Origin of the sequence: Halobaculum sp. MBLA0143, assembly GCF_041361465.1 — an archaeon.
GTDB lineage: Archaea > Halobacteriota > Halobacteria > Halobacteriales > Haloferacaceae > JAHENP01.
Window position 1 is genome coordinate 1,954,437 of sequence record NZ_JBGKAC010000001.1, and the last position, 12,653, is coordinate 1,967,089.

Consider the following 12,653-nt stretch of genomic DNA (forward strand, 5'->3'; position numbering starts at 1 on the left):
TCGTCGGTTCGCGCCGGTCGTCGTGGGTCGTCTCGACTAGCTACCAGCTCCGCCTCCAGTAGCCCGTTTCGCCACACGGTTCTCGGACGGTGAGGCCGGCTCTCCCCGGCTCTGGTGAGTGGACGCGAGCGAACGAGTCCCGACTCGCGAGGCGTGACGACGCCGTCGCTGTCCGGTAGCGCGAGAGAAAGATCGGACGCAGTTCAGATGTCCGCTTCGAAGTCCTCCAGCGCGTACGTCGGCTCCGCGCCGCGGCGGTCCAGCGTCTCGTTGGCCAGCAGCCAGTAGACGACCGACAGCGCACGTCGCCCCTTGTTGTTCGTCGGGACGACCAAGTCCACGTTCGACACCTGGTTGTTGGAGTCGCACATGGCGATCACCGGAATCCCGACCGTGATCGCCTCCTTGACGGCCTGGGCGTCGCCGATGGGGTCGGTGACGACCAACACGTCCGGCTCGATGTACCCCTCGTACTGCGGGTTCGTCAGCGTCCCCGGGATGAACCGCCCGGTCCGGGCGCGGGCACCGATGGCGTCTGCGAACTTCTCGGCCGGGAACCGACCGTACTGGCGCGAGGAGGTGACCAACACCTGCTCGGGGTCGTACCCCGCCAGGAAGTTCGCCGCCGTCCGGATGCGGCCGTCCGTCTGGCTCACGTCCAGGACGTACAGCCCGTCGTCGCGGACGCGGTGGATGAACCGCTCCATGTCCTTGGTCTTCTGCTGGGTCCCGATGTGGACACCCGCAGAGAGGTAGTCCTCCACCGGGATGAGGAGGTCGGCCTCGTCGTCCGGCATCACGTTCTCGTCGAAACGCGGGCCGGTCTCTTCTTCTTCCTCCTCGGGGTCGTCGGCGTCGCCGGCGCCGGCGGCGTCCACCGGCTCGGCGGCGCCCGCGTCCGCGGCGTCTACGGTGTCGACGTCCGTCTCGGCCGGCTCGGCCGGCTCGGTCTGTGCCTCCGTCTCCGTCTCCGGCGCCGCCGCGTCCGTCTCGGCGTCGGCGTCGGGGTCGTCTGTCGTGTTCTCGCTGTTGCTCATACGGCGTCCTCCGCGATGCGGATCAGCTCGTTCAGCTTGGCGGTTCGCTCGCCCCCGACCGTCCCCGTCTTCACGAACGGAGCGTCGGTCGCCACGGCGAGGTGTGCGATCGTGGTGTCTTCCGTCTCGCCCGAGCGGTGAGAGACGACGGCGGCCATCCCGGCGCGACCGGCGCGCTCTACGGCGTCGAACGCGTCCGTCAGCGTTCCGATCTGGTTGGGCTTCACCAGGATGCTGTCGCCCGCCCCCGTCTCGATTCCGCGCTCGAGTCGGTCGACGTTCGTCACGAACAGGTCGTCGCCACACACCAGCGTGTCGCCGACCTGCTCGGTCAGCGCCGCGAACCCCTCGAAGTCGTTCTCGTCTAGGGGGTCTTCCACGTACACCAGGTCGTACTCGTCTGCGAGCCCCGCGATCCAGTCGCGTTGCTCTTCGGGCGTCCGCTCCGTGTCGCCGGCGCGGTAGACGCCGTCGTCGGCGTCGTACAGCTCCGCGGCCGCCACGTCGAGTCCGAAGCCGATCTCGAACCCGCGCGCGTCCGCCACCCGGTCGGTCGCCTCGTCGACGATCTCGAAAGCCGTCTCGTCGTCCACCGGCGGCGCCCAGGCCCCCTCGTCGCCTTTCGCCGCCGACAGCCCACGCTCGTCTAACACGTCCGCGACGGTCGCGTGGACCTCGGCGTTGGCGAACACTGCCTCCGTGACCGACGGCGCCCCGACGGGTGCCGCCAGGAACTCCTGGATCGCCGTCGACTCGGCGGCGTGTTCGCCGCCGCCGACGACGTTGCCCAGCGGCACCGGGAAGGAGGCGCGTGCCCCCCGGAACGCGCCGCCGAGGTGTTGGAACAACGGGAGCCCGATCGTGTCGGCGCCCGCCTTCGCGGCCGCCATCGAGATCGCCACCGCGCTGTTGGCACCGATCTCCGAGAAGTCGTCCGTCCCGTCTGCGGCGTGTAAGGCGGCGTCGACCTCGCGCTGGTCGCCGGCGTGAACCTCGCCGACGAGCCGCGGCACCGCGTGCTGGCGGGCCGCCGCGATCGCCTCCGACGGCGGCCGCTCGACCGCCTCGTACTCCCCGGTGGAGGCGCCCGACGGCGCCGCCGCGCGGCCGAAGCCGCCCGCCTCCGTCAGCACGTCCGCCTCGACTGTCGGGTTCCCCCGAGAGTCGAGCACGCGCCGCAGGGAGACCGCCTCGACGAGCGTCATTGTCCCTCCCGTCGGACGGTGAACGGGAGTACGCCCGCGTCGTACTCCTCGGCGGCGATCAGGATGGGCTCACTCTGATCCGTCTCGACCAGCACCGGCGCACCGTACGCCACCTGGAGTGCCCGCGCGCCCAGGATCCGCGCCTTCTCGTACCGGTTGTAGCGCTGGCTCCCGCTCATTGGTACGGACTCACCACGTCGACGAGGTCCGTGTGGCTGACCATCATCCGCCGACAGCAGTGTCGGTCGACGCCCAGCTCGTCCAACACCTCGCCGGGGTCCTCCTCGCCTTCGCGCGCTCGTTCCTTGAACGCCTCCCAGTCGTCACCGATGACGTTGCCGCACGTGAAACACCGGACCGGGATCATCATGGGTGGATCACCTCAGCGGTACGACTTCTGGTAACGGGCCCGTGCGCCGGGGCCGCCCCACTTCTTCGGTTCGGACTGGCGGTCGTCGTTGACCAACAGTGACCGGTCGAAGCTCATGAACGCGTCACGAAGCTCCGCGTCGCTCAGGTGCTGGACCAGTCCGCGGGCGATGGCCGTCCGGGCGGCGTCCGCCTGCCCGGAGAAGCCGCCGCCGTTCACCGTCACGTCGATGTCGACATCCTCCCGCAGGTCGTCGTCGACGACACGGAACGGCTCCAGCATCTTCAGCCGTGACTGCTCCGGCTCGACCAGCTCCACTGGCGTGGAGTCGATACGTACACGCCCCTCGCCGTCCCGAACGGTGGCACGAGCGACGGCCGTCTTCTTCTTGCCCGACGTGTTCGTTACCATGTGACGTTGGCTCCCAGGTCCTCGGACACCGCACCGAGGGTGGTGAAGTTGATGTTCGACAGTCGATCCAACGAGGTGCCCTCCAGCACCTCCGTCTCGAAGTCGTCGTCGTCCGCGTACGGGTTGCCGACGTACACCCGAACCTGGGAGAACGCCTCCCGACCACGGGTCTTCTTGTGCGGCAACATCCCGCGGATCGATCGCTTGAAGATCCCGTCCGGACGCCGCGGGTACGCTGGCCCCCGGTCGGAGCCGATCTCCCGACGCTTCCGGAACGTCTCCAGCGTCGACTCCTCGTTGCCGGTGACGACCGCGCGCTCGGCGTTGACCACCGCGATGGTCTCGCCGTCCAGCGCGCGCTGAGCCACCTTCGACGCGACACGGCCGAGGATACAGTCGCGGGCGTCGACGACGACGTCCGCGTCGAGTTCTGCGACGCTCATCGGATCACCCGCACGTTCGATCCCTCTGGGTTGTTCGACAACGCTTCCTCAAGTCGGACCGCGTCGCCGACCTGGTCGATCTTCGTCTCCGCGGTGCCGGAGAAGTCGACGGCCGCGACGGTGACATCCTTCGTCAGGACACCCGACCCGAGCACCTTGCCCGGGACGATCACCGTCTCGTCGCCTTCCGCGTCCGCGTACCGATCGATGCGACCGAGGTTGACCTCCGCGTGCGTGGCCCGCGGCTTCTCCAGCCGGTCTGCCACGTCACGCCAGATGCCTGCGTCGGTCTCGCGTGCGACCGACTTCAGCTCGGCGATGAGATCCTGTAGTCGTGGATTGGTCTTGCTGCTACTCATTGGTAGACCTCCGTAGCTGCCGCCTGCGGCGGCGGTGCGCGCTACGAGCGCGACTGACTGCGAGAACGGAGTGTGAGGAGGGAGCACCCGTGGCTCTCCCGTTCGGTCGTGCCACAGAATGCAGGGAGCAGGATTCGAACTTCGGTCGCTCGCTCCCTAGTTCGAATCCATCTGCATCGGCGGCTCTCCCGTTCGGTTGAGCCACAGAATGCAGGGAGCAGGATTCGAACCTGCGGATCCCTATGGAACAGCGCCCTGAACGCTGCGCCGTTGACCAGACTTGGCTATCCCTGCTCGCACTCCGTCGTAACGCAGTCCCCGTTAAACCGTTTACGATCCCACACCACCCGACGGCGCCGCGGCTCGCTGCCGTCTCGTCGCCGGCCGTGGTGGTGTGGGCTCGTCTCATACTGCGACTGCGTCTGCCAGCTCGTCCGCGCGGTCACGGATACTGTCGACCGCACGGAGCATCAGTTCCTCGACGGGGACGGAGCCGTCCGACTCCACGTGGAACACGAACGCCCCCGGCACGTCCTCCACCCGGACCTCCTTGCCCGGGTACCGCTCCGTGAGGTCGTTGCCGAACTCGTCCGTGTGGACGATCTCCCCGTCTTCCGTCTCGATCACGCCCCGCAGAATCTGCGGGTCCGGATCGTCGAACTCCTCGCGGTCGCCGACGACCTCGACCCGTTGGAGGTGTCGGTAGCCGACCGCGACACCACCTTGGTGTTTGGCGTGTTCCTTCCCGGTGTCGAGCACCGCGTCGGCCTCGAACTCCAGCCGTTGTCCCTCCTTCAGTTCGACGACCGGGATGTCGTCGTCCGCAGGCTGGACCAGGTCGTCTGCCGTCTCCAGGTCGCCGGAGTAGGCGGTTCCCGGCCCCTCCTCGCTCAGGGCCAGCGTCACCGTGTCGCCGGCCTCGTAGTCGTCCAACGGGGTGGTGAGCGGCACCAACCCGAGCCGGAGCCCGACCATCTCGTCGAACATCACCGAGGAGTTCTCCACGAACCGCACCGTGTCGATGGAGAACGTCGGCACGTCCGCGATCATGGCCCGTCTGACGCCGTTTGCCGTCGCTGGCGTCAGCCCCCGGATCAACACCCGGGCGGAGCGATCTTCGCGCGTGACGAACGACACGTCGAACTCGTCTGTCATGTCAGAGTCGGTTCTTCTTCGGGGCGCGCGTCCCGTCGTGCGGGATCGGTGTCACGTCCTCGATACGGCCGATCTCCAGCCCCGCACGGGCCAGCGCACGGATCGTCGCCTGTGCGCCCGGCCCCGGAGACTTCTGTGCGTTGCCGCCCGGACCACGAACGCGGACGTGGACGCCCTCGATCCCCTCCGCCTGGGCCTCCTCGGCCACCTTCTCCGCCATCTGCATGGCGGCGTACGGGGACGCCTCGTCGCGGTTCTGCTTGACCACAGAGCCGCCCGAGGACTTCACGATGGTCTCTGCGCCCGTCACGTCCGTGATCGTGATCAGGGTGTTGTTGAACGACGCGAACACGTGGGCGACCGCCCACTTGTCTTGCTGTGTCTCGCTCATCTATTGTCCCTCCGCGCGCTCCGGGTGGAGCTCGTCTTCCAGCGGGCTCGTCTCGTCGAACGCCACGCTGTCCTCCTCGTGGACCCGGACCTGGTACCCCGGTCGCGTGACACGGGCACCGTCGACCGTGACGTGCCCGTGGACGACGAACTGTCGCGCCTGCTGGGGCGTGTTCGCCAGCCCCTGTCGGTAGACGACCGTCTGGAGACGGCGCTCCAGCACGTCCGTCTCGTCCAACGACAGCACGTCGGAGATGGCGTCCGTCTCGTCGAGGATCCCCGTCCGCTGGAGACTCTCGACGAACTCGCCGCCCGCCTCGGCGGCGACGTCCAGGTCACCCTGGGCCTCGCCGATCAGCCGTCGCGCCTCCCGTCGGTAGTTCCGCAGCTCCGACTGAGCACGCCACAGCTCCTCTTTGTTCTGTAGGCCGTACCGGCCCAGGAGTTCCGACTCCTGTGCGATCCGGTCTTCCTGGTACGGGTGATTCGGCGTCTCGTACCGCTTGGTGGACTCACCAGTCGTCATTCGTCACCCTCCTCTTCCTGCTCCTCGCGGATCTCCTCGACGTTGACGCCGATCGTGCCCTCCGTCCGTCCGGTGGACTTGGTGCGCTGACCGCGCACCTTCTGCCCGCGCTTGTGGCGGACACCGCGGTAGGAGTCGATCATCTTCATCCGGTTGATGTCGTGGCGACGGGCCTCTTCGAGGTCGGAGCCGACCTCGTGGGTGGTCTCGCCGGTGTAGAACTCCTTCTGCCGGTTGACCATCCACTCGGGGGCGTGGTCGTCTAAGTTCTCGACGACGTCGACGACACCCTCGATCTCCTCGTCGTCGAGCCGACCGAACGTCGCCGTCCGGTCGACCTCGGCAGTCTCGGCGACGAGTCGGGCCGCGCGCTGGCCGATACCCTTCATCTCTGTGAGACTCCGCTCGACGGTCTTCGTCCCGTCCAGGTCGGTCTGGCCGATCCGGACGAAGTACTGGAGGTCCTCGTCGTCCTCCTGCTCGTCTGGCGTGTCTCGGTGGTCTTCTGCACTCATGTCTTGTTGTCTAGACAGCGTTGCGGCGGGGATTCGAACCCCGGAGGCTTACGCCACTGAGTTAGCAACCCAGCGCCTTGGACCAGGCTAGGCTACCGCAACACGACTGTCGTCATCGTCGCCCTCTCGGACTCGGGGCGGCGCACCCCTACAGGTCTCCGTCCGGGAGAACGACACTCCGCGACTTAAGGCTCACGGAACGGCGCCCGCACGCCACTCGTTCACGTCCCCTCGTCGCCGTCGGCTGCCGGCAACTCCGCCACGACCGTCGTCCCCGTCTCCGTCTCGGCGAACCGCAGCCGACCGTCCGACCGGTCGACGACCAACCGGGCCAGCCACAGCCCCGCGCCGCTGCCGTGCTCGAGGTCGGTCTCCCTGCTGGCCTCGATCGCCGTTCGCTCGTGGTCCGGAATTCCCGGACCGTCGTCCGTCACCCGAAGTTCCACGACCGACCCACTCCGCCTCGCGGTCACCTCCACGGTCGCGTCCCCCTCGTTGTGGTGGATCCCGTTCTCCGCGAGACACCGCACCGCCAGCGGGAGGTCTCTGTGGGCCCGCACGCACAGTCCCTGGGACAGATCCGTCCGGATCGTCGCCGCCGGCACCGCCTCCCGCAGGCGCCGCACCACGGGCCAAACTGCCCGCCGCAGGTCGATCTCCCGGATCGGGTCCGTCCGGTCGATCACCCGTTTGATCTGGCGGGCCCGGTCGCTCGTCGCCGCCAGCCGGTCGGCCGTCCGTTGGATCGTGTCCAACAGCGTCCCCGTCCGCTCCGGGCCCGCGTCGCCGGCCTCCGCCGCCGCCCCGCGGATCACGTTCAGGTCGTTCCGGAGGTTGTGCCGCAACACCCGCGAGTACACGTCTTTCAACAGATCCAGGTCCGCCTGCCGGCGCTGGAGCGCCGCCCGGGCCTCGATCCGCGCCCGCGCAGCCCCGACGCTCGCCGCCAACAGCTCCGCCAGCTCCAGATCCTGTTCGTCGAACGCGCCACACCGGTCGGCGACAGCCGCGAACACCCCCTCGTCGCCGACGGGGACGACCAGGCCGGACCGGAACGACTCGTGGGCGGGCGTGGCGATCGGGTGAGTTCGAGTGTCGTCGACGAGTGCCGACTCCCCGGCGTCGACCACCCACCCCGAGATTCCCGCGTCCGCCGAGAACATCTCCTCGCCCGCCGCCATCGGCGTCTGTTCCGAGGCCGCCTCGACGACGAACGCCCCCTGCTCCTGGCGAGCCAACAGACACCAGTCGAACTCCAACACCTCGTCTGCGGCCCTCACCGCCTCCGACAGCAACGACTCCACCTCCGTACACGACTCCAGCGACGTGGCGACGACGTGGAGCCGTTGGATCTTCCGTTTCGACTCCCGGAGGTCCCGCTCCGACCGAATACGCGTCACCGCCTCACGGACGTGGATCGCCAACAGCTCCGCCAGCTCCAGGTCGGTCTCGTCGTAGTAGTTCTCCTCCGTCGAGATGGCTTGGAGCACCCCCGTGTCGCCGATCGGGACGGACACCCCCGACCGGAAGGTCTCGTCTGCCGGGGCGGACGTCTCGTGTCCCTGTACGTCCTCGGCGAGCACAGACTCTCCCGTCTGGTAGGTGTGGCCCAGCACACCCACCGTGTCGTCGAACGTCTCTAACGACGCCGACGGATCCGTCTGTGCGACGGGGACGAGCTGTCCGTCCTCGTGGACGAACACCCCACACACGTCGAAGTCTAGCACCTCCTCGGCGGCCGACACGGCCGTCTCGTACACCGCGTCCGTCGTCGTCGCGGCCGTAATCTCCGAGGCGGCGACGTGGAGCGACTCCAGCTTCGCCGCTTCGTCGACGCCGAGGCTCATACTGGATAGTGCCGGCTTCGCGTGTTAATTGTTTCTTCCCATCGTTCTGCCGACAATTTGGATGTACCTACGCTACTAACAGTCGAGCTAATTTCGAAGTCGTCCGAATCTGCCATCGCGGCGCCACTCGTCTCAGATCTCCACGCCGACAGCCTCGTAGTCCGTCCCCAGGACCACCATCGTCTGTGAGCGGTCGAACCCCTCCGTGTCGGCGATTTCTCTTTCCCCAACGAGAGTACCTTCACGAGAGTTACACTGTGAGCTTCCAGTGGGCTCCTTAACAGTGAAAAGGTGAGTGACGGCTGCCTGGACAGCTTAGAGCTTACAGGTGCAGTCGGATGTCGAGACGCAGTCGCCGTTTTCAATCGACGAGCAGATCGTGACGTACTTGTCCCACCAACAGCTGTTGTTGCTGTAACAGTCGCAACCGTCACAGTCTGCGATCTGATCGGTCGAGACATCGTCGTCTTTCGACGAACCGAACGGACGTGTCTCATAACTACCGTCGCTGTCGGGTAGGTAGATTTGGGACTCAGCGGACTCGGGACGGTGGATCGCGTACGGCTCCATCGCGGCGCCGCCGAGGTTGACCTCCAGCTTCCCATCGTCCACCCGAGTGACGAAGGCGCGCTGTGGGCCACTCTCGGACTCCACGATTGTCGTGCCGGCCGTCGACGACACCGTTAGTTCCGCGTCCGGCAGAGCACTGGCATCTGCCGTTTCCAGCAGGTCGTCGCCCGAAAGCCGGTCGAGAAGCGGCTGTGCAGTCCGTTCGAGCCGGCGTTTGTCTTCTGCCACTGTCGGCTCGCTCGTTGCGCTCACGCTACCGATACCAGCAAGACCGAGCGTAGCGAGTGCCCCGCCGACGAATCCGCGCCGTGCGGTTGACGGAGAGCTGTCGGCTGTCTCTGCGACTTGTTCGAGGATGTCTTCCTTCTTCAGGGACATCGATTCACGAGTTGCCGCGGCCTTTGATAAGAGTTTTGATTTAGAATTAGTTATTTTTCTGGAATTCATATCCAGCTGTCACTGAGAACCCCACAATGATGCATGCACCAAAGGGAAGGTTTATATCACCGAGGGTTGGGTTGAGAGTGTGAAAGAGACAGCGATCCGTATGACCGAAGTGTCGAAGCGGTACGGTGAGGTCACCGCTGTCGACGGTGTCTCCTTCTCTGTCTCGGTCGGTGAGGCCTTCGGGTTGCTCGGGCCGAACGGCGCCGGAAAGTCCACGACGCTAGACGTTCTGATCGGGTTCGCCGAGCCGACGGACGGTGACGTGGTCGTCGCCGGGCACGATGTGACGGAGTCACCAGCCGAGGCGAGAGGTGAAATGGGTATCGTTCCAGAGGACTGTGGCGTCTACGATCGACTGACTGCCGAGGAACACGTTCGGCTGGCTGCACGGGCGAAAGACGTAGCAGTCGATCCGGGTCGGTTGCTCCGACTGGTCGGCCTGGACCAGATCGCTTGGTCGCGGCCTGCCGGAGAGTACTCGAAAGGCATGGCACAGCGACTCAGGCTAGCGGTCGCACTCGTCGGAGATCCGGCAGTGCTCGTGCTCGACGAACCGCTTTCTGGGCTTGATCCGAGCGGCGTTTCGGAGATCACGTCGCTAGTGAGCGATCTCAGAGACGACGGGACCGCCGTCGTCTTCTCCAGTCACAATCTTCCGTACGTGGAGGAGGTGTGCGACCGCGTCGGTATCCTGAACAGTAGTGAGTTCGTCGGGGTCGAAGATCTCTCTGCCCGCAGACAGCAGCCGGAGGAACTGGCCGTGTCGACGAGCGGAGCGGTCGACGAGGCGGTGGCCGCAGTCGAGTCGGTCAGCGAGGTCACCTCGACAGTCGTGAGAGACGACGAAGTTCGAATCACCGTCACCGATCCCGCGGCGAAGGCCGAAGCGATTGCCAGAGCCCAGTCACAGGCTCAGGTGAACGACGTTCGAACGGGAACCTCCTCCGTTGAAGACGTGTTCTCACTGTACACTGAACAACAGAGAGAGGAGTCGAACACCGGTGACAGGACTGATAGAGAGGAGGTGACCGCAGTTTGAGCACCGAGGTTGTCGCAGGCCACGACATCCGGCGCACTCTCCGTTCTCGGGTCTTCGTCGGTCTCGTCGGTGCGTCGATCGTCGTGTGCGTCGCTGGGCTACTCGTGGGACAGTTAGTCGGTACCGGACGGGACCCGGTCTCTGCACTACGGGTGCAGTTGCTCGGGATGTGGATGGTCGCCGGGACAGTCGTCGGGTTCATCGGAGTGTCAGTCGGCGCGTCCGGGATCGCGGGAGAGCGACAGAACAGAACGCTCAGGCTCCTTGCGAGTCTCCCAATTCGTCGGTCGGAGCTGCTGTACGGGAAGGTGCTGTCACGGGTCACCGTAGTAGTCGTCAGCGTCTGTGCCGGGCTCGTTGTCTCACTGTCTGCACTCGTGGTCGGGACGCCAGTGCCTGCGATGGGTCAAGTCACTGGGTTCGCCGTCTTCACTGTCGCAGTTGCGGTGTGTTACGTCACCGTCGGTGTCGCCGTGTCCACACTCGTTACTGCCAGTCGCGTTCGGGCGGTCGCCGTCGTGGTGTTCACCGTGACCGTCGTCTGGCCGCGCGCCTTCAGTTTCGGCGTGGAGATATTCGGCAGTGGCCCCATCAGTTCGGCGCTGAAGTTTCTCGCAACGCTGACTCCGTTCGGAGCGTACAGCCAAGTCGTGAGCGACGAGGCAGCGATCCTCGCGTTCGAGGTTGACTCTGCCCTGTTGGGTTCGGGCACGATGGCGGCCGTACTGTTCGCTTGGACGGTACTGTCTCTCGTCGTCGCACGTCGTGGGATCGAGCGCCGCGACATCTGACTCTCTGGCGTCGCTCGCGTCAGATCTCCACGCCGACAGCCTCGTAGTCCGTCCCCAGCACCACCATCGTCTGTGAGCGGTCGAACCCCTCCGTGTCGGCGATCTCCTCGAACATCAGGTCTCGGAGGCCGTCGGTGTTCTCCGCGAACACTCGCATCACCACGTCCCACTCCCCGGTGGTGAGGTGGATCTCCCGGACGCCGTCGACGTCCCGCAGCCGGGACAGCGACTCGTCCTCGTGGCCCTGCTCCACCCGGAGCCCGACGAGTGCCGACACGCCGTAGCCGACGGCGCTCGGGTCCACGTCCGCGTGGTAGCCCTGGATCACGCCCGCCTCCTCCAGCCGCGAGACGCGCTCGTGGACGGTCGCGCTCGACATGTCGATCTCGCGGGCGATCTCCGAGAACGGGGTCCGGGCGTCCGCCTGGAGCAGTCGCAGGATCTCCCGGTCCGTCTCGTCGATCTCGACTCCCGTCTCCGTGTCCATACCCCCCGTGCGGCGTCGTCACACTTCGAGATTCCGCTCGACGGCCGCCCGACGACTACTCGACAGCCACTCGACGGCCGCTCGAACCCCCTCCGGCCGAGTTCACGTCAGTTTGTCCAACGCTCGGAAGAAGTCCGTCGGGGGGCCGGCGATCCGCACCGGCGGGTCCGCCACCGCCACCGTCACCGCCGTCGGCGGGTTCAGTCGGTGTTCGTCGCCGCCGTCGGAGACGACCACCGGTGTCTCGTCCGTCGCCGACACCTCCACCGTGACGGTCGCGTCTGCGCCGACCGCCAACGGCGGCATCCCGTCCGTCGGCGCCATCTCGTTGACGACCAACGCGTCCACGCCCGGGTGGACCAACGGCCCCCGCTCGGAGAGGTTGTACGCCGTGCTCCCGGTCGGCGTCGCCACGAGCACGCCGTCCGCGTGGCCGGCCGTGTAGACGGAGTCGTCCACCCTGACGGTCACGTCCACGCCGCCGCCGTGGCCCCGACGGCCGCCGACGACGATCTCGTTGACCGCCGGCCGGCTCTCCCAGCTGTCCGTCGAGGCGACGATCCGTGGCGCCTCTCGCACGGTGATCCCGTCGTCGCGGAACGCCGACACCTCCGCGAGCACGGCCGCCTCCGCGTCGGCGGGCGCGACGGCGTTGAGGAAGCCCACCTCGCCGAGGTTCACCCCCAACACCGGCGTCCCGCCGGCGCCGTGGGCGGCGTACAGGAACGTGCCGTCGCCGCCGACGGAGACGACCAGATCCGCCGCCTCGAACGCCGAGACGGGCTCGCCGGACAGTCCCAGGGTCTCGGCCGTCGCTGGATCGACCGACACTCGAACCGTCTCCGCGCGCAGACGCTCCCGGAGCGACGACGCCAGCGACGCCGCCCGGTCGTTGCCCCGCTGTGCGACGATCCCGACGTACATGCCCGCCGATTCGACTGGCCCCGGGAAAAGCCCGCGGGTGTCGTTGTCCGCGACCGGAGCCTCGAATCCGACCGCGACCGAAGCCTCGAATCCGACCGCGACCGAAGCCTCAAATCCGACCGCGACGGACGGGCCAG

Annotated in this window: 17 protein-coding genes and 2 tRNA genes; 2 read left to right on the top strand and 17 right to left on the bottom strand. The window is 66.9% G+C overall.

What is annotated here, in order from left to right; genetic code table 11:
* Window positions 1-203: 203 nt before the first annotated feature.
* The 15 genes from rpsB to RYH79_RS10060 form a co-directional block, all read right to left on the bottom strand.
* Window positions 204-1,037: a 30S ribosomal protein S2 gene (gene rpsB / locus RYH79_RS09990; RefSeq protein ID WP_370898674.1), complete on the bottom strand. Its 834-nt coding sequence runs from the start codon at window positions 1,035-1,037 to the stop codon at window positions 204-206.
* Entirely contained in the window at window positions 1,034-2,242 is a 1,209-nt protein-coding gene (eno, locus tag RYH79_RS09995; protein ID WP_370898676.1) for a phosphopyruvate hydratase, read from the bottom strand. The genes rpsB and eno overlap by 4 nt, the downstream gene beginning before the upstream one ends.
* A complete protein-coding gene (locus RYH79_RS10000; protein ID WP_370898678.1) occupies window positions 2,239-2,421 on the bottom strand; it encodes a DNA-directed RNA polymerase subunit K in 183 nt (60 codons plus the stop codon). Before RYH79_RS10000 ends, eno begins: the two co-directional genes overlap by 4 nt.
* Window positions 2,418-2,612 (bottom strand): DNA-directed RNA polymerase subunit N, encoded by a 195-nt coding sequence (locus tag RYH79_RS10005; protein ID WP_370898680.1) that lies wholly within the window; start codon window positions 2,610-2,612, stop codon window positions 2,418-2,420. Before RYH79_RS10005 ends, RYH79_RS10000 begins: the two co-directional genes overlap by 4 nt.
* A 12-nt stretch (window positions 2,613-2,624) precedes the next feature.
* Complete coding sequence (locus RYH79_RS10010; protein WP_370898682.1) at window positions 2,625-3,023, bottom strand: 30S ribosomal protein S9; 399 nt, start codon at window positions 3,021-3,023, stop codon at window positions 2,625-2,627.
* Window positions 3,017-3,466: a 50S ribosomal protein L13 gene (locus RYH79_RS10015; RefSeq protein ID WP_370898684.1), complete on the bottom strand. Its 450-nt coding sequence runs from the start codon at window positions 3,464-3,466 to the stop codon at window positions 3,017-3,019. Before RYH79_RS10015 ends, RYH79_RS10010 begins: the two co-directional genes overlap by 7 nt.
* Window positions 3,463-3,825, bottom strand: coding sequence for a 50S ribosomal protein L18e (locus RYH79_RS10020; RefSeq protein WP_370898687.1), 363 nt, complete (start codon window positions 3,823-3,825; stop codon window positions 3,463-3,465). Before RYH79_RS10020 ends, RYH79_RS10015 begins: the two co-directional genes overlap by 4 nt.
* A gap of 209 nt (window positions 3,826-4,034) precedes the next feature.
* A tRNA-Leu gene (locus RYH79_RS10025) sits at window positions 4,035-4,119 on the bottom strand.
* Window positions 4,120-4,230: 111 nt separating this feature from the next.
* The gene (locus RYH79_RS10030) at window positions 4,231-4,980 is read right to left on the bottom strand and encodes a DNA-directed RNA polymerase subunit D (protein ID WP_370898689.1); all 750 of its coding nucleotides are present in this window, start codon (window positions 4,978-4,980) and stop codon (window positions 4,231-4,233) included.
* A 1-nt stretch (window position 4,981) separates the two neighbouring features.
* On the bottom strand, window positions 4,982-5,371 hold the full coding sequence (locus RYH79_RS10035) for a 30S ribosomal protein S11 (RefSeq protein WP_370898691.1): 390 nt from the start codon (window positions 5,369-5,371) through the stop codon (window positions 4,982-4,984).
* Window positions 5,372-5,896, bottom strand: a complete 525-nt coding sequence (locus tag RYH79_RS10040; protein ID WP_370898693.1) for a 30S ribosomal protein S4 — start codon at window positions 5,894-5,896, stop codon at window positions 5,372-5,374.
* Window positions 5,893-6,411 carry a 30S ribosomal protein S13 gene (locus RYH79_RS10045; protein WP_370898695.1) on the bottom strand — a complete coding sequence of 173 codons (519 nt, stop codon included), beginning with the start codon at window positions 6,409-6,411 and terminating at the stop codon, window positions 5,893-5,895. The genes RYH79_RS10040 and RYH79_RS10045 overlap by 4 nt, the downstream gene beginning before the upstream one ends.
* A gap of 18 nt (window positions 6,412-6,429) precedes the next feature.
* A tRNA-Ser gene (locus RYH79_RS10050) sits at window positions 6,430-6,513 on the bottom strand.
* Between the two features lie 119 nt (window positions 6,514-6,632).
* On the bottom strand, window positions 6,633-8,258 hold the full coding sequence (locus RYH79_RS10055; protein WP_370898697.1) for a sensor histidine kinase: 1,626 nt from the start codon (window positions 8,256-8,258) through the stop codon (window positions 6,633-6,635).
* Window positions 8,259-8,573: 315 nt separating this feature from the next.
* Window positions 8,574-9,206, bottom strand: a complete 633-nt coding sequence (locus RYH79_RS10060; RefSeq protein WP_370898699.1) for a hypothetical protein — start codon at window positions 9,204-9,206, stop codon at window positions 8,574-8,576.
* Between the two features lie 169 nt (window positions 9,207-9,375).
* Here RYH79_RS10060 and RYH79_RS10065 point away from each other — a divergent pair, with 169 nt between their 5' ends.
* Both RYH79_RS10065 and RYH79_RS10070 read left to right on the top strand, forming a co-directional pair.
* Window positions 9,376-10,314 (top strand): ABC transporter ATP-binding protein, encoded by a 939-nt coding sequence (locus RYH79_RS10065; protein WP_370900852.1) that lies wholly within the window; start codon window positions 9,376-9,378, stop codon window positions 10,312-10,314.
* The gene (locus RYH79_RS10070; protein WP_370898701.1) at window positions 10,311-11,105 is read left to right on the top strand and encodes an ABC transporter permease subunit; all 795 of its coding nucleotides are present in this window, start codon (window positions 10,311-10,313) and stop codon (window positions 11,103-11,105) included. The genes RYH79_RS10065 and RYH79_RS10070 overlap by 4 nt, the downstream gene beginning before the upstream one ends.
* Before the next feature lie 19 nt (window positions 11,106-11,124).
* Here the strand turns inward: RYH79_RS10070 and RYH79_RS10075 are convergent, their stop codons facing one another.
* Together RYH79_RS10075 and RYH79_RS10080 are read right to left on the bottom strand one after the other, a co-directional pair.
* A complete protein-coding gene (locus RYH79_RS10075) occupies window positions 11,125-11,592 on the bottom strand; it encodes an Lrp/AsnC family transcriptional regulator (RefSeq protein WP_370898703.1) in 468 nt (155 codons plus the stop codon).
* Between the two features lie 102 nt (window positions 11,593-11,694).
* Window positions 11,695-12,516, bottom strand: a complete 822-nt coding sequence (locus RYH79_RS10080) for an NAD(+)/NADH kinase (protein ID WP_370898705.1) — start codon at window positions 12,514-12,516, stop codon at window positions 11,695-11,697.
* Window positions 12,517-12,653: the final 137 nt, after the last annotated feature.